Source organism: Xanthomonas arboricola pv. populi (assembly GCF_002939945.1).
GTDB classification, from domain to species: domain Bacteria; phylum Pseudomonadota; class Gammaproteobacteria; order Xanthomonadales; family Xanthomonadaceae; genus Xanthomonas; species Xanthomonas arboricola_A.
The window spans coordinates 237777-251884 of sequence record NZ_MDEB01000007.1; the positions used below are offsets into that span (position 1 = coordinate 237777).

13 protein-coding genes are annotated in these 14108 nt (G+C 66.3%); 4 read left to right on the forward strand and 9 right to left on the reverse strand.

Annotated features, from left to right (window positions below; all coding sequences use genetic code 11):
* Positions 1–87: 87 nt before the first annotated feature.
* The 6 genes from catA to XaplCFBP3123_RS17850 form a co-directional block, all read right to left on the reverse strand.
* Positions 88–1017: a catechol 1,2-dioxygenase gene (gene catA, locus XaplCFBP3123_RS17825; protein WP_104535220.1), complete on the reverse strand. Its 930-nt coding sequence runs from the start codon at positions 1015–1017 to the stop codon at positions 88–90.
* Between the two features lie 77 nt (positions 1018–1094).
* Positions 1095–1385, reverse strand: a complete 291-nt coding sequence (gene catC / locus XaplCFBP3123_RS17830) for a muconolactone Delta-isomerase (protein WP_104535221.1) — start codon at positions 1383–1385, stop codon at positions 1095–1097.
* A gap of 20 nt (positions 1386–1405) precedes the next feature.
* Positions 1406–2566: a muconate/chloromuconate family cycloisomerase gene (locus tag XaplCFBP3123_RS17835; RefSeq protein WP_104535222.1), complete on the reverse strand. Its 1161-nt coding sequence runs from the start codon at positions 2564–2566 to the stop codon at positions 1406–1408.
* Positions 2567–2580: 14 nt separating this feature from the next.
* Complete coding sequence (locus tag XaplCFBP3123_RS17840; protein ID WP_216361740.1) at positions 2581–3480, reverse strand: SphA family protein; 900 nt, start codon at positions 3478–3480, stop codon at positions 2581–2583.
* A 133-nt stretch (positions 3481–3613) separates the two neighbouring features.
* Positions 3614–5065, reverse strand: a complete 1452-nt coding sequence (locus XaplCFBP3123_RS17845) for an aldehyde dehydrogenase (RefSeq protein WP_104535224.1) — start codon at positions 5063–5065, stop codon at positions 3614–3616.
* A 46-nt stretch (positions 5066–5111) separates the two neighbouring features.
* Positions 5112–6245, reverse strand: coding sequence for an NAD(P)-dependent alcohol dehydrogenase (locus XaplCFBP3123_RS17850; protein ID WP_104535225.1), 1134 nt, complete (start codon positions 6243–6245; stop codon positions 5112–5114).
* 233 nt (positions 6246–6478) lie between these two features.
* Here XaplCFBP3123_RS17850 and XaplCFBP3123_RS17855 point away from each other — a divergent pair, with 233 nt between their 5' ends.
* The 4 genes from XaplCFBP3123_RS17855 to XaplCFBP3123_RS17870 all read left to right on the forward strand — a co-directional run bounded on the left by XaplCFBP3123_RS17855 (position 6479) and on the right by XaplCFBP3123_RS17870 (position 11772).
* Complete coding sequence (locus XaplCFBP3123_RS17855; RefSeq protein WP_253254240.1) at positions 6479–7414, forward strand: LysR family transcriptional regulator; 936 nt, start codon at positions 6479–6481, stop codon at positions 7412–7414.
* A gap of 339 nt (positions 7415–7753) precedes the next feature.
* Entirely contained in the window at positions 7754–8488 is a 735-nt protein-coding gene (locus XaplCFBP3123_RS17860; protein ID WP_104535226.1) for an SDR family oxidoreductase, read from the forward strand.
* Between the two features lie 95 nt (positions 8489–8583).
* Positions 8584–10113: a carboxylesterase/lipase family protein gene (locus tag XaplCFBP3123_RS17865; protein WP_172453347.1), complete on the forward strand. Its 1530-nt coding sequence runs from the start codon at positions 8584–8586 to the stop codon at positions 10111–10113.
* 153 nt (positions 10114–10266) lie between these two features.
* Positions 10267–11772, forward strand: a complete 1506-nt coding sequence (locus XaplCFBP3123_RS17870; RefSeq protein WP_216361741.1) for a glycoside hydrolase family 1 protein — start codon at positions 10267–10269, stop codon at positions 11770–11772.
* 146 nt (positions 11773–11918) lie between these two features.
* On the opposite strand, the gene XaplCFBP3123_RS17875 is transcribed toward XaplCFBP3123_RS17870, so the two are convergent.
* The 3 genes from XaplCFBP3123_RS17875 to XaplCFBP3123_RS17885 all read right to left on the reverse strand — a co-directional run bounded on the left by XaplCFBP3123_RS17875 (position 11919) and on the right by XaplCFBP3123_RS17885 (position 13948).
* On the reverse strand, positions 11919–12101 hold the full coding sequence (locus tag XaplCFBP3123_RS17875) for a hypothetical protein (RefSeq protein WP_104535229.1): 183 nt from the start codon (positions 12099–12101) through the stop codon (positions 11919–11921).
* A 103-nt stretch (positions 12102–12204) separates the two neighbouring features.
* On the reverse strand, positions 12205–12777 hold the full coding sequence (gene gfa / locus XaplCFBP3123_RS17880; protein WP_104535230.1) for an S-(hydroxymethyl)glutathione synthase: 573 nt from the start codon (positions 12775–12777) through the stop codon (positions 12205–12207).
* A gap of 61 nt (positions 12778–12838) precedes the next feature.
* Positions 12839–13948, reverse strand: coding sequence for an S-(hydroxymethyl)glutathione dehydrogenase/class III alcohol dehydrogenase (locus tag XaplCFBP3123_RS17885; RefSeq protein WP_104535231.1), 1110 nt, complete (start codon positions 13946–13948; stop codon positions 12839–12841).
* Positions 13949–14108: the final 160 nt, after the last annotated feature.

Below are 14108 nucleotides of genomic sequence, written 5' to 3' on the forward strand. Positions count from 1 at the left end.
CGGGAACGAGGACCGGCGCGCGCCTCGTCCACCCGCGGTCGGCAGGACACGTGGGTCCTGCACCTTGGGACGTCGCGACCGGGCCGATCAGGCCTGTGCCCGGGGCCGTTCGACCTTCTGGTCGTCCTTGCCATCGACCAGGCCGGTCAGCACGAGGTCGAACCGGATCTCCTTGTAGGCGTCCTGGTCCAGGCCCAGCGTTTCGCCGCCGGTCTTGTCCACCACAGGCGGCACCAGGCCGTCGCGGGTGGCGTAGGCGAAGTCGTCCCAGGTCAGCGGATCGCCCTCGACGTTGAACTGGGTGGTGAGCTTGCGGCACGTGGCCGCGGCGACGAAGTAGTGGACGTGCGCGGGGCGATTGCCATGGCGCGCGAGCTGGTTCAGCAACTGCTGGGTCGCGCCCTGCGGTGGGCACCCGTAGCCGACCGGCATCTTCGTCAGCACGTCGTAGCGGCCATCGACACCGGTCCTGATCGCCCCGCGCAGGTTGAACGCGGTCTGCGCGCCGGTGGGATCGAAGTGCGAGTAGAAGCCCTTCGAGTTGGCGTGCCAGATCTCGACCAGCGCCCCGGCCACCGGCTTTCCGTCCGGCCCGCTCACGGTGCCCAGAATGTGCAACGGCTCGGTATCCGGATCGGGGTCCTTGTCGATGCGCGCCCTGCCCTCGCTCACCGGGGCGCCGGCCACGTAGAGCGGTCCTTCGATGGTGCGTGGCGTGCCGCCGGTCACCCCGGCCAGCCGGTCCTCTTCGTCCAGGCGCAGGTCGATGTAGTGCTCCAGGCCGATCCCGGCGGCCAGCAACGCGGCCTCGCCGTCCTGGCCGAGCTTGTTGAGGTAGTTCACGCCGGCCCAGATCTCGTCCGGGGTCAGGTCCAGGTCCTCGATGGTCCTGAACAGGTCGGAGAGAATGCGGTGCAGCACCTGCTTGAGGCGCGGGTTGCCCTCGGCCTGGTCGAGGTTGGCGACGGTGCGCAGGAAATCCTGCACCTGTTTGCTTTCGAATAGCTTGACGCTCATGGCTTGCTCCTGCTGGTTGCTCGCGTTGAATGGCGGCCGCGGCGCTCCGCGATGGAGCCGACGGCCGCCGGCCTGCTTCAGGTATCGTCGTCGCGGATCGAGGAGGGATGCCGCAGCAGCGGCGTCACCGTGATCCGCATGTAAGGGAAAAGCGGCAGGCCGAACAGGATCTCGTGCAGTTCTTCGTTGCTGTCGACGTCGAAGACGCTGTAGTTGGCGTATTCGCCGGCAATGCGCCAGATGTGCCGCCACTTGCCCTTGCGTTGGAGTTCCTGCGAATACGTCCTCTCCTTGGCCAGCGTCTCGGCCCGGACCTGCGGGTCCAGATCCTGCGGGATGCTGACGTCCATCCGTACTTGAAACAGCATGTCGTGCTCCTCTGTGCGCGCTATCGGGATCGGTCCAGGCCATCGCGGGAAAAGCGCCTGACCTTGTCCTCGTCCAGCGCGATGCCCAGACCGGCGCCTTCGGGCACGGCCAGCTCGAAGTCGCGGTATTCCAGCGGCGCGACGAGGATCTCCTCGGTGAGCAGCAGCGGCCCGAACAGCTCGGTGCCCCACTGCAGATTCTGGAAGGTCGAGAACAGGTGGGCGCTGGCAATGGTGGAGAACGCACCTTCGAGCATGGTGCCCCCGTACAGCTCGATGCCGGCCGCATCGGCGATCGCGGCCATCCGCTGCGCGGCGAACAGTCCCCCGGCCTGCTCGATCTTGATCGCGAACACGTCCGCGCCCTGCTGCCTGGCGATCTCGAACGCGCTCTCCGGCCCCTGCAGCACCTCGTCGGCCATCAGCGCGACCGGGAAGCGCCGCGTCAACCGCGCCAGCGCGGCCACTGAGGCCACCGGCTGCTCGACCAGTTCGCAGCCGGCCTCCGCCAGCGCGGGGATCGCCCGGGCCGCCTGGGTTTCGCTCCAGGCCATGTTGACGTCCACCCGCACCGCGGCGCGGTCGCCCAGGGCCTTCTTGATCAGTGCCACGTGCCGGATGTCGTCCTCGACCGCGCGCGCACCGATCTTCAGCTTGAAGATCCGGTGCCGGCGCGCGTCGAGCATCGCCTCGGCCTCGGCGATGTCCTTGCCGGTATCGCCCGACGCCAAGGTCCACGCCACCGGCAGGCGGTCGCGGCGGCGGCCGCCCAGCAGTTCGCCGACCGATACGCCCAGGCGCTTGCCGTGCGCATCCAGCAGGGCGGTTTCCAGCGCACTCTTGCTGAAGTGGGTGACCTTGACGAGCTTGCCCAGATGGGCCATCAGCGCCTGCACCCGGGTCGGGTCCCGGCCGACCATGGCCGGCGCGAAATAGCGGTCGATGGCCAGCTTCATCGCCTCCGGACTCTCCGGGCCGTAGGCCATTCCGCCGATGGTGGCGCCTTCGCCGATGCCGACGATGCCGTCGCTGCAATGGATGCGCACCAGCATCAGGGTCTGGCCGTCCATGGTCGCCACGGAGAGCTTGTGCGGCCGGAGGGTGGGCAGGTCGACCAGGACGGTCTCGACGCGCTCGATGCGTATGGAGGGGGCGCTGTCCGCGCCCGGGAATGTCTTCATGGGGGATGTCATGCTCAGAATGGAACGATGGCCTTGAAAAGGAACTTGTCTCCGCCGAAGCGGTTGCGGACGCCCGACTCGCGGGCCCACTGGCCTATCAGTGCGATCCCGCCGACGGTGGCGTACTTGAGGCTGGGGCCATAGGCGAACACCTCGCCGCGACGGCCCGCGCTCCAGACGCCGGGCAGGGCCGGGACCCTGGCACCGTCGATTTCGTCGCTGCTGGTCTGCTTCAGGTAGTACCCCGCCAGGCCCAGGCCCCACCGGCCCGCGGTCCGGCCCACCAGCCAGTCCACATGGAGCTCGTCGCCGGACCGGTAGCGGGTGTCGTGGTTCTCGGTCTTGAAGTTGTACATGCCCTTGGCGGAGGCCTCCCAACCGCTGGCGGGCAGCCAGGACACAGCGAGCACCGGTTCGAAGGAGACGTAGTTGGCGCCGATGCTCACGCGCGGGTCGTCCTGCTCGTAGTGCCCCGTGGGCAACATCACATCGATGCCGACCGTGGTGTGCCAGTCGCCGCGGTGCCACCCGAGCACGAACGGATCGACGGTGATGTCGCCGACGCCCAGGCGGCTGTCGCGCCCGCCCAGTCCCGGGTGGTCGATGGAAAGGTTCACCACCGGCGCGATGACGTGGAAGGCGTAGTCGGCACCGAGGATCTTTCGCCCGGTGACGTGCACCCAGCGCATGGCGTCGTAGGTCGCGTTCAAGGTGGCGCGCGAACCGCCGCCGAAATCGACCTTGCCGCCGCTGCCGTCGCGAAGCTCGCCGCTCCAGTAGCCGAAGTAGTTCAGGAAATAGTCGCCGGGCGGCGGCAAGGCGCCGGCGGCCCAGTTTTCGACGCCGTTCGGATACTGGTCGCCGCCCTCCTTGGCCTGCGCCGCGAATCCCGCGGCCAGGAGCGCGCCCGCCATCAGACAAGATGCATGCTTCATCGGACGACCTCGATCAAAGGGTGGGCGCTGACGCCAGCGCGGGAGATTTGACCAGCGCCGCGAACGCATATCCCTAGGCAGGGACGCGCACCGCGACGCCGGCGCGTACGGCTCAGAAGGGATAGGGCTGGTCCGACGGCTCGATCGTGACCCACTTGATCTCGGTGAATTCCTCGATCACCGCCGAACCGTCGAAGCGGCCATAGCCGCTGTTCTTCATGCCGCCGTACGGGGCCTGGGGCTCGTTCTGCACGGTGGCGCCGTTGACGTGGACACTGCCCGAATCGATGCTCGCAGCGACCTGCAAGGCCCGCGACACGTCCCGGCCGAAGACCGCTGCCGACAGGCCGTAGGCGGTGTCGTTGGCGATGCGCACCGCCTCCTCGGCGCCGCGCACGCGCACGATGGTGGTGACCGGGGCGAAGGTCTCCTCGTCGTAGATGTCCATGCCCGGGCGTACGCCGTCGACGATGGTGGCGGGCATGACCGCGCCCTCGGCACGTCCTCCCGCCACGATCCGGGCGCCCTTGCCCACGGCATCGTCGAGCATCCGGTTGATCCGCTCGGCAGACGATGGATGGATCATCGGCCCCACCACGCAGCCCGGATCCTGGGCGGGATCGCGTGCCGGCAGCGCGCGCGCGCGCGCGGCAAACTTCTCGACGAAGCCGTCGGCGACCGCCTCGTCCACCACGAAACGCTCGGTGGACATGCAGATCTGGCCCTGGTAGAGGAAGGCGCCGAACACTGCGGCATTGACCGCACCGTCGATATCCGCATCGTCGAGCACCACGAATGGCGCCTTGCCGCCGAGCTCCAGCAGGCAGCGCTTGAGGTGCCTGGCGCATTCCTCGGCGATCGCCCGGCCCACCTTGGTCGAGCCGGTGAAGTTCACGCGGCGCACCGCCTTGTGCGCGATCAGCGTATTGGTGACCTCGGCCGCATGCTCGGGCGTGGTGGTGAGGAAGTTGAGCACCCCTGCCGGCAGCCCGGCTTCGTAGAACGCCTCTGCCAGCAGCGCGTGCGTGGCCGGGCTCTGTTCGGAACCCTTCAGGATCACCGTGTTGCCGAAGGCCAGCGGATAGGCGATGGCGCGCGCGCCGAGGATCACCGGGCCGTTCCAGGGCACGATGCTGAGCACGACACCGACCGGCTGGCGCAGGGTCATGGACAGCGTGCCGGGCCGGTCGGTCGGGATCGTCTCGCCTCTGGCCTGGGTGGTGAGGCCGGCGGCCTCGCGGATCAGCGCGACCGAGGCGGCGACGTTGAAACCGGCCCACAGCGCCGAGGCGCCGATTTCCTGTGCCATGACCCGGCACAGTTCGTCGGTCTTCGCCTCGAGCGCATTGGCGGCGGCGAGCAGCAGCCGGCGGCGCTCGCCCGGTCCGACCTTCGACCACGCGGCGAAGGCCCGGGCGCTGGAGTCGGCCGCCCGGACCGCGTCCTCGGCCGTGGCTGCGCTGGCGGTGGAGACCACCTGCTGGGACAGCGGATTGAGGCGCTGGTACGACTGCCCGGAGGCACCGGCCTGCTTGCGGTTGTCGATGACGAGTTCAACGTTCATAAGTCCTAGCTCACCTTCCAGTGCGGCAACGAGGCGGAAATGCGGATCAGGCCGCGGAGATGCGCAGGATCGGCTTGATAGTCCGTCCGCTCTCGCTGTCCTCCATCGCCTGGTTGACCTGGTCGAACGCGTAGAAGCGGCAGAGCCTGTCGAACGGGAAGCGCCCCTGCATGTAGAGGTCGACCAGGACCGGGATGAAGGTGGTGGCGACCACGTCGCCCTGCACGATGCCCATGACGCGCTTGCCCGGGATCATCACGTCGTTCACGTTGAACGCGGCCTCGGTGCCCATCTTGGTCGCGCCGACGATGCCGCAGGTACCGAGGATCCCGACGGCGTCGATCGCCTGCCGCAGTACCTCGGCGCGGCCCGAGCATTCCAGGCTGAAGTCGCAGCCGCCACCGGTAATCTGGCGGATCGCCTCGACCGGATCCTGCTCGCGGCTGTTGATCGCGTGCGTGGCGCCCAGCTCCAGTGCCAATTCCAGCCGTTGCGGAACCACGTCCACGGCAATGATCGTGGTGGCGCCCGCCACGCGTGCGGCCATGATCGCCGCCAGCCCCACCGCGCCAGTGCCGAAGGCGGCGAAACTGTTGCCCGCCCGCACGGCCAGCGCCTTCAGCACCGCCCCGGCGCCGGTCTGGATGCCGCAGCCAAGCGGGCCTAGCAGCTCCAGCGGGGCGTCCTTGGGCACCTTGACGACGTTGCGCTCGTTGGCGATCGAATAGTTCGAGAAGGACGACTGTCCGAAGAAGTGGTCGTGCAGGACATGGCCGTGGGCATCGCGCAGGCCGGTGCTGCCATCGCTCCGGCCTCCGCCGAAGTTGAGCGCGGCCATGTTGGAGCAGTGCGCCGGATGCCCCGTCTCGCACGGCGCGCACAGGCCGCAGGACATGTAGGTCATCACGACATGGTCGCCGGGAGCGACGGCGGTGACGTCCGTCCCGACCGCTTCGACCACGCCGGCGCCCTCGTGGCCGAGCACGATCGGCAGCGGAGACGGGAAGAACTGGTCGCGGAAGACCATGTCGGTATGGCACACGCCCGATGCCACGACACGCACCAGCACCTCCCTCGGACCGGGGACCAGCACTTCTGCCTGCTCGATGCTCAGCGCCGCGCCGGCCTCGCGGACGACCGCCACGGTCGAGGAGAGATTGTTTTCGCTCAGCTGTGACATTTCCAATGCACTCCCAGGGTCTTGAATTCGGGTCGGAGCCGCAGTCCGCGCCTGTCCCGTGCAGGCGCGCTTGCAGATTGAACCGAATGGTTGCGCCGGCAGCACCCCGGTGTCCAAGATAAAATGCGCCCTAATGCCATAGTCTCCAAGCTATGGAATGCCCGTATCCCATTGATTTTATGATTTTGTTGCGGCGCAACATTCATTCTATTGACTAGTGACACACTGAACCGATGAGCATCGACATCAGGCAGATCAAGAAGTTCGTGGCCGTGGCGAAGACGCGCAACTTCACCCGGGCAGCCGGGCTGCTGCACATGACCCAGCCGTCGCTGAGCAAGCAGATTCAGCAACTGGAGGAACGGCTGGGAGCCCGCCTGTTCCAGCGCGACAGCCGCCCCATCCGGCTGACCGAGGCGGGCCGGCGTTTCTACGAGGATGCGCTGGCCGTGCTGGACCGGGTCGAACAGATGGAACAGACGGCCCGGCGCCTGGGACTGGGCGGCAAGCGCATCTTCAACGTCGGCTTCGTCGCCTCCGCCCTCTACGGCGGCCTGCCGACCGTCATGAGACGGCTCATGGAGCAACGCGAGGACGTGGAAGTGCGCTGGCTGGAGATGACCTCGATGGAGCAGCAGGATGCGCTGCGGCACGGGATCATCGACGTGGGCTTCGGCAGGATCATCACCGGCGATGCGTCGGTGACTCGCGTCGTCCTGCGCCAGGAGCGGCTGTTCCTGGCCCTGTCCCCGGAGCACCGGCTCGCGCGCAAATCCGGGGCGGTTCGACTGCTGGAGCTGGATGGATCGGACATCATCGTCTATCCAAGCCAGCCACGACCGAGTTACGCCGACCAGGTGCTGTCGCTGCTGCGCGAACATGGCGCGCGTCCGCAGGAAGTGCATGAGGTCAAGGAGCTGCAAACGGCCCTGGCTCTCGTCACCGCGGGCAGCGGCGCCTGCCTGATCCCGGCCACGGCCCGCCACCTGAGGCCGTCGCTGGTCTACCGGCCGGTGGCGGACGCCGACGCGATGAGCCCCATTGTCATGAACTACCGCAGCCGCGACGAGGATCCGATCATCGCTGTCATCAAGGACGTGACCCGCTCGCTCTACCAGGAACGTCCCGACTGGCTCGAGCCCGCCTACAACGTCATCCCGGACTTCTAGTGTCGCGTCGGAAAGCCGATCCTGCGACAGCAGTAGAAGCGGCGGCTTGGCCCGGCCTCGGAGAGCATCTGGGCGGGCCCACCGCTGCAGCCGGCGGGCTGGCGCTGCAGGCGATGGGACGGCTAGCCGAGCAGCCGCTGCGGGAAGCAGGAACCTCGCTGAACGCTGCGATTGCAAACGGGCGGTTTCAGCTGCTGAGGGTCACGGCCATTTATTCGGCAGGATCGCTGCCCTACAGTGAGGCGCTTGGCTCACGCCTGCCGCTGGCCCCTGCAAGCCTTGCGTCGTTCGATCCAGCGCAGTTGCCGGGGCGTGCACACCCTTCAGAAAGGAATTGCGATGACAACCCATCACAAGATCGCGCTGGTCACCGGCGCCACCCGCGGCATCGGCCTGGAAACCAGCCGCCAGTTCGCCAAGGCCGGGGTCCTGGTGCTGCTTGCCGGACGCAGCCTTCAGCGCGCCGCCACCGCCGCCGACGTGCTGAAGGCCGAAGGCCTGTCGGTCGAGCCGATCGCACTCGACGTCACCCAGACCGCAAGCATCCAGTCCGCCGTCGCCGCCGTCACTGCGCGCTTCGGCAAGCTCGACATCCTGGTCAACAATGCCGGCGTGCTGCTCGATGCCGCGGACAAGGCGCCGTCTCAGCAGACCTTGGCCTGCTGGCGGGAAACCTTCGACACGAACGTGTTCGCCGTGGTCGAAGTGACCCAGGCATTCCTGCCGCTGCTCAGGGCCGCCCCGGCTGCGCGCATCGTCAATCTGTCCAGCCAGCTCGGCTCGTTCGGACTGCATACCGATCCGGCCTCGGGCATCTACGACTTCAAGATCCCGGCCTACAACGCGTCCAAGAGCGTGGTCAACGCCTGGACCGTGCACTTGGCCTACGAGCTGCGCGACACCCCGATCAAGGTCAATGCGGTGCACCCGGGCTACGTGCAGACGGACATGAACGGCGGCCAGGGCGAGATCGACATCCCCACCGGCGCCAAGAGCAGCGTGGACATGGCCCTGTTGGACGCGGACGGCCCGACCGGTACCTTTACCCACCTGGGCAAGACGCTGCCCTGGTAATCCGTTGCAAGGCCCCGGCTGCGAGGCCGGATTCCTGTGATTCACCGCCAGCCGAACAGAGATGACCCATGACGGCAACACGGCTCGCAGCGTCGATGCTGCTTTTCCTGGGCGCGCTGCTTGGCGCGCACGCGTCCCATGCGGCGACACTGCACGTGGCGCAGGGCGCGTTGCACGGGACACGCTCCAAGGGAGTCGACGCCTATCTGGGCGTCCCTTACGCCGCTCCGCCGGTGGGCGCCAGTCGCTGGCGCATGCCTGCGCCGGCACCCGCATGGAAAGGCGTCCGCGCGGCCACGCGCTTCGGCGCCAGCTGCCAGCAGGAAATTTCCGGTGGCTTCGGGCCGTGGAGTTCCGAGTACCAGGTGAGCGGCAAGGTCAGCGAGGATTGCCTCTACCTCAATGTATGGCGTCCCTCCCGGCCCCAGACCGGCAAGCTGCCGATCATGGTCTGGATCCATGGTGGCGGCTTCAGCTCCGGATCCGGCGCGGTGCCGATCTATGATGGCGCAGCGGTGGCGGCCAAGGGCGTCATCTTTGTCAACATCAACTATCGCGTCGGCATGTTCGGCTTTCTCGCCCATCCCGCACTGTCGCAGGAGGGCATCGGCTCGGGCAACTATGGCCTTGGCGACATCGTGGCCGCACTGAAGTGGGTGCGCGACAATGCTGCGGCGCTGGGTGGCGATCCCGAGCAGATCACTCTCGCCGGCCAGTCCGCCGGCTCCATGGCCATCCACGACCTGATGGTGAGTCCGGCCGCCAAAGGCCTGTTTGCGCGGGTGATCTCCGAAAGCGGTCCGGGCATGGGGCGTCCGCCCGAGCCGTTGAAGCAGGCCGAAGACGTGGGCGTGCGGCTGGCCGAGGCCGCCGGTGTCACCAGCATCGAGCAGCTGCGCGCCCTTCCGGCGCAGAAGCTGGTGGACGCTGAGAAGAGGCTCGGCCCAGCCGCGGGCATGCTGCGGTTCGCCCCGGTGATCGATGGCGGCTTCATCCCGATCGATCCCTACGGCAGCGCCGCCGGCACTTACCTCGATACGCCGATCCTGGCCGGCATGAATGCCGACGAGGCCTTCAGCTTGCCCGTCGACACCCAAGAAAAATTGCAATCGGATATCGATCAGTTGTTCGGCCCGATGGCAGCGATGGCCAGGGGGGTCTATCGCGTCGACCAGCCTGGCGACATCAAGGACCTGAATCGCCTGATCCGGCGCGAGCGCGGCTTGGCCTCCAGTTGGGCCTGGGCCCGGCAACGCGTCGCGACCAGCCAGCACCCGATCTTCATGTATCTGTTCAACCACGTCGAGCCGGGTTCCGGACCATGGCGAAGCTTCCACACCTCGGAAGTCCCCTATGCGTTGGCAACGCTCGATCGCTCGCCTGGCCGCGCCTTCGCCGCCAACGACACGGCATTGTCTGCGCAGATGTCCAGCTACTGGATCAATTTCGTCAAGCACGGCGACCCCAATGGCGGCGGCCTTCCAAAGTGGCAGGCCTATCGGGACTCGGCGCCTTCGATGATGGTGATCGGGACGGACTCGCACATGGCGCCGATGCTCACGCCGGAAAAGCGCGCGTTCTACCAGGGCGTGATCGAAGGCGACGTGCAGTTGACGCTGTTCTGAGCCAGCACCCAGCACCAGGCCACCACGCATGCCGGGATGTTGCGCCAAGCGATGTTCCCAGATGCGACTTGTCGTCTGAGCGGCACGCATGCAGCAGTCATCGCTCCCCGTGTTGAGAAGACCGACTAGAAGCGGACAAGGACAGACCACCTCATGCGAAACATGATTCTCCTAGCCGCCGGCATCATTGCCACCTCAGGGCTGGCAGCGAGTACCGCCGGTCCGGCGGCAGCGGCCGAACACACCGGCGACGCCGAGCACCCAGGCAGCGCCCCCTTCCTCTGGGGCGCCTCATCGGCCGCGTTCCAGGTCGAAGGCGCCACGTCGGCCGAAGGCCGCGGCAAGTCGATATGGGACGTCTACCTGGATGATGAACATCTCGGCCAGAACAACGCCTCAGGCAGGACCGCGATCAACTTCTACGATCGCAGCCAATACCTGAAGGACATCGAGCTATTCAGGAGGATGGGCCTGACCAGCTACCGGTTTTCCGTCGCTTGGCCGCGCATCATTCCCGATGGCACCGGCAAGGTGAACATGCGGGCTGTCGCGCACTATCGACGTTTCATCGATGACCTGCGCGCAGCGGGCATCGAACCCATGCTGACCCTTTACCACTGGGACATGCCCGAGTCGCTGGCCAAGGCCGGCGGCTGGGACAATCGGGAGTCAATCGACTGGTATGCGCACTATGCCAAGGTGGTCTTCGACAACTTCCACGACAAGGTCAACCTCTACGTACTCGTCAACGAGCCACTGGTCGAGAGCGCCTACACTAATACGGTCGCCGAGCGCTTGGCCGGCAGGCCGGGGCCGTTTCTGATCGTGCCGGACGCTGACCACCTGCAGGTGTCGCTCCGTCGCTTCAACCACATCCTGCTGGCCGCAGCCGCGGCCAAGCGCGAGTTCAACCAGGCCGGCTACCATGGCAGGCTAGGCGTTGCGCTACCGCTGTTTCCGATCCTCACCGACAAGGGCGCGACCCGAGCCGATGCGCAAGCCGCCACCTTGGCCGATGGTATCGTCAACCGCTGGTTTCTCGACGGCATGTACAAGGGAGCCTATCCCGCCGACGTCCTCAAGCTGGCCTCGGACATGAAGCTCGACATCGACGTGCATCCCGGCGATGCCGCGCAGGTGACCGCAGCTGGGCTCGACTTCCTGGGCATCAACTATTATGCGCCGCTGTTCGTACGGCAGCGCGCCGGCACGCAGGGATACGGCGCGGAGAGCTTCATCCCGCCGTTAACCGACGCCGCCTTCAATGGCCCGGTACGCCCGGACCAATTCACCGCCGTGCTCGACCGCATACGCATCGAGTACGCGAATCCGGCGGTCTACATCACCGAGAATGGCGCGGGATTTCCCGGCGACGATGTTCTGAAGAACGGCGTGATCAACGATGCCCGCCGCTGTCTTTACATCGTCGACCACGTCGCCGCGATGCAAAAGGCAATGGCCAAGGGCGCGGACGTACGCGGCTATCACGTCTGGTCGAGCCACGACAACCTCGAATGGCTGTCCGGCTACGGCAGCCGCTTCGGCATGATTTACGTCGATTTCGATTCCCAGGCGCGGATCTCCAAGGAAAGCGCAAAGACATATGCGCGCATCATCCAGGCCGGCTCGCCGACAGGCATGAGTTGCCCGGAAGACTGAGCTCTGGCACCACGACGGCGGCCTATGGTGGCGGTCCCACCACAGGCGCCCTTCCAGGTGCCGAAACTGAACTGCGGGTCCTCGGCGTGGCGTTGCGCAAAAGGTCTGTGCGCATAGTGCTAAACCGAGTACGAAGATGTGAGAGCTCATGGCCCGCTGCCGGCGAGCAGCGCCATCGAGTCCAGCTCGACGGCGCCAACAATCTCCGCAGCCATCACGATGCCACTCGATACGACCGCGTTCTTAACCGCGCTGCTGGACGAGCCCGCGTGGGTGTTGACGGCTGCTTGCGTACACCCGATCGAGTTGCCGATTACGGTCCTTTTCATCCTCTGCTTTGAATGCACGCATGGATTGCACGGCTACCTGGTACTGGCGATTGCCGCAGAATATCCCGCGACGGCATCACGCTGCCGCGGGGGACACGCGCGCTTAGACAAGGACGCCGGTACGACGCGCGGTATGCGCGGACAACGCATCCATCAGTGGCGGGTTGAGCACGTCGTACGGTGGCAGGCCGAGCTCGTCGAGGCGGGCACGTATGCCATCCATCTGCTCCGGGCGGGCGCCGCCGCCCTCAATGATCGACGAAACGAATGCGGCAAAGCGCGGTTCCTCCCAGCCATCCTCGGTCGAGCGCTCGACGTGGATGAAGTCCAGGCCATGAAACGCGTGCTCGGTATTTTCGATGCGGCCGTACATGTGCACGCCGCAGGCGTTGCAGCGATGACGCTGGATGGTCGCGGTCTCGTCGACGATTTCCAGCTTGTCGGCGTTCGCGGTGACGCTCACCTTGTCGCGTGCTACCACGCCGACCAGCGAGAACACCGCGCCTTCAGGCTTCCAGCACTTGGTGCAGCCACAGACATGGTTGTGGGCGACGTTGGTGTCGACCTTGACCTCGACGGCGTCCTGCGCGCACAGGCAGCGGAGCGTTCCACCGTTGAAACCGGAGCGACCTGCAACAACGCCGGTGTCGACGGACGGATGGATGGATGTAGCCATGTTTATTTCCTCGCTGTGGGTTGCTTCAGCCCCCGGGGGGCAGGCGAAAGCTGTACGGGATTCAGTAATTGATGACGGAGCGGATCGACTTGCCTTCGTGCATCAGTTCGAACGCTTCGTTGATGGCTTCCAGCCCCATGGTGTGGGTGACGAACGGCGCCAGATCGATCTCGCCGCGCATGGCGTCTTCCACCATGCCCGGCAGCTGGGTGCGGCCCTTGACTCCACCGAATGCGCTACCGATCCAGCGACGGCCGGTGACCAGCTGGAACGGACGGGTGGAGATCTCCTGGCCGGCGCCGGCGACGCCGATCACCACGCTCTGGCCCCAGCCGCGGTGCGCGCATTCCAGCGCCGCGCGCATCACGTTGACGTTGCCGATGCACTCGAACGAATGGTCCACGCCCCAGCCCGTCATCTCGATGATCACTTGCTGGATCGGCTTGTCGAAGTCCTTTGGGTTAACGAAGTCGGTTGCGCCGAACTGCTTGGCGAGTTCGAACTTGGCCGGGTTGGTGTCGACGGCGATGATGCGGCCTGCCTTGGCCTGGCGCGCGCCCTGGATCACCGCCAGGCCGATGCCGCCAAGGCCGAACACTGCGACCGAGTCGCCTTCCTGCACCTTGGCGGTGTTGTGCACCGCGCCAATGCCGGTCGTCACGCCGCAGCCGAGTAGGCAGACATGCTCCGGATTCGCTTCCGGGTTGATCTTGGCCAGCGAAACCTCGGCCACCACGGTGTACTCACTGAACGTCGAGCAGCCCATGTAGTGGTAGATCGGCTCGCCGTTGTAGGAGAAGCGCGTGGTGCCGTCCGGCATCAGGCCCTTGCCCTGGGTGGCGCGCACCGCCACGCACAGGTTGGTCTTGCCGGACTTGCAGAACTCGCACTCGCCGCACTCGGCGGTGTACAGCGGGATGACATGGTCGCCAGGCTTGACCGAGGTGACACCCTCGCCGACCTCGACCACCACGCCGGCACCTTCATGGCCGAGCACGACCGGAAAGAGACCTTCCGGGTCGTCACCTGACAGGGTGAACGCATCGGTATGGCAAACGCCGGTGCTGGTGATCTTCACCAGCACTTCGCCCTTCCTCGGCGGGGCGACGTCGATCTCGACGATCTTGAGCGGCTCGCCCGGTCCAAACGCAACTGCGGCACGTGATTTCATTAGCCATCTCCTGTGGGGGGTGCTGGGCCTGTAGGATCCAGAGTGTCTGGATCGACGTCGTTGAAGCGTCCGTCGCGGGCGCGTGGGCTGACGACATGGGGGCGATCGGAACGGGTGCCAGTATCCGTAATCGGAAAGTGCTCGCATATGGAATTAACTA

Excerpts from the sequence above, each read along its gene's own strand:
- catA (WP_104535220.1), bottom strand. The coding sequence starts at position 1,017 with ATGAGCGTCAAGCTATTCGAAAGCAAACAGGTGCAGGATTTCCTGCGC.
- catC (WP_104535221.1), bottom strand. The coding sequence starts at position 1,385 with ATGCTGTTTCAAGTACGGATGGACGTCAGCATCCCGCAGGATCTGGAC.
- XaplCFBP3123_RS17835 (WP_104535222.1), bottom strand. The coding sequence starts at position 2,566 with ATGAAGACATTCCCGGGCGCGGACAGCGCCCCCTCCATACGCATCGAG.
- XaplCFBP3123_RS17840 (WP_216361740.1), bottom strand. The coding sequence starts at position 3,480 with ATGGCGGGCGCGCTCCTGGCCGCGGGATTCGCGGCGCAGGCCAAGGAG.
- XaplCFBP3123_RS17845 (WP_104535224.1), bottom strand. The coding sequence starts at position 5,065 with ATGAACGTTGAACTCGTCATCGACAACCGCAAGCAGGCCGGTGCCTCC.
- XaplCFBP3123_RS17850 (WP_104535225.1), bottom strand. The coding sequence starts at position 6,245 with ATGTCACAGCTGAGCGAAAACAATCTCTCCTCGACCGTGGCGGTCGTC.
- XaplCFBP3123_RS17855 (WP_253254240.1), top strand. The coding sequence starts at position 6,479 with ATGAGCATCGACATCAGGCAGATCAAGAAGTTCGTGGCCGTGGCGAAG.
- XaplCFBP3123_RS17860 (WP_104535226.1), top strand. The coding sequence starts at position 7,754 with ATGACAACCCATCACAAGATCGCGCTGGTCACCGGCGCCACCCGCGGC.
- XaplCFBP3123_RS17865 (WP_172453347.1), top strand. The coding sequence starts at position 8,584 with ATGCTGCTTTTCCTGGGCGCGCTGCTTGGCGCGCACGCGTCCCATGCG.
- XaplCFBP3123_RS17870 (WP_216361741.1), top strand. The coding sequence starts at position 10,267 with ATGCGAAACATGATTCTCCTAGCCGCCGGCATCATTGCCACCTCAGGG.
- XaplCFBP3123_RS17875 (WP_104535229.1), bottom strand. The coding sequence starts at position 12,101 with ATGAAAAGGACCGTAATCGGCAACTCGATCGGGTGTACGCAAGCAGCC.
- gfa (WP_104535230.1), bottom strand. The coding sequence starts at position 12,777 with ATGGCTACATCCATCCATCCGTCCGTCGACACCGGCGTTGTTGCAGGT.
- XaplCFBP3123_RS17885 (WP_104535231.1), bottom strand. The coding sequence starts at position 13,948 with ATGAAATCACGTGCCGCAGTTGCGTTTGGACCGGGCGAGCCGCTCAAG.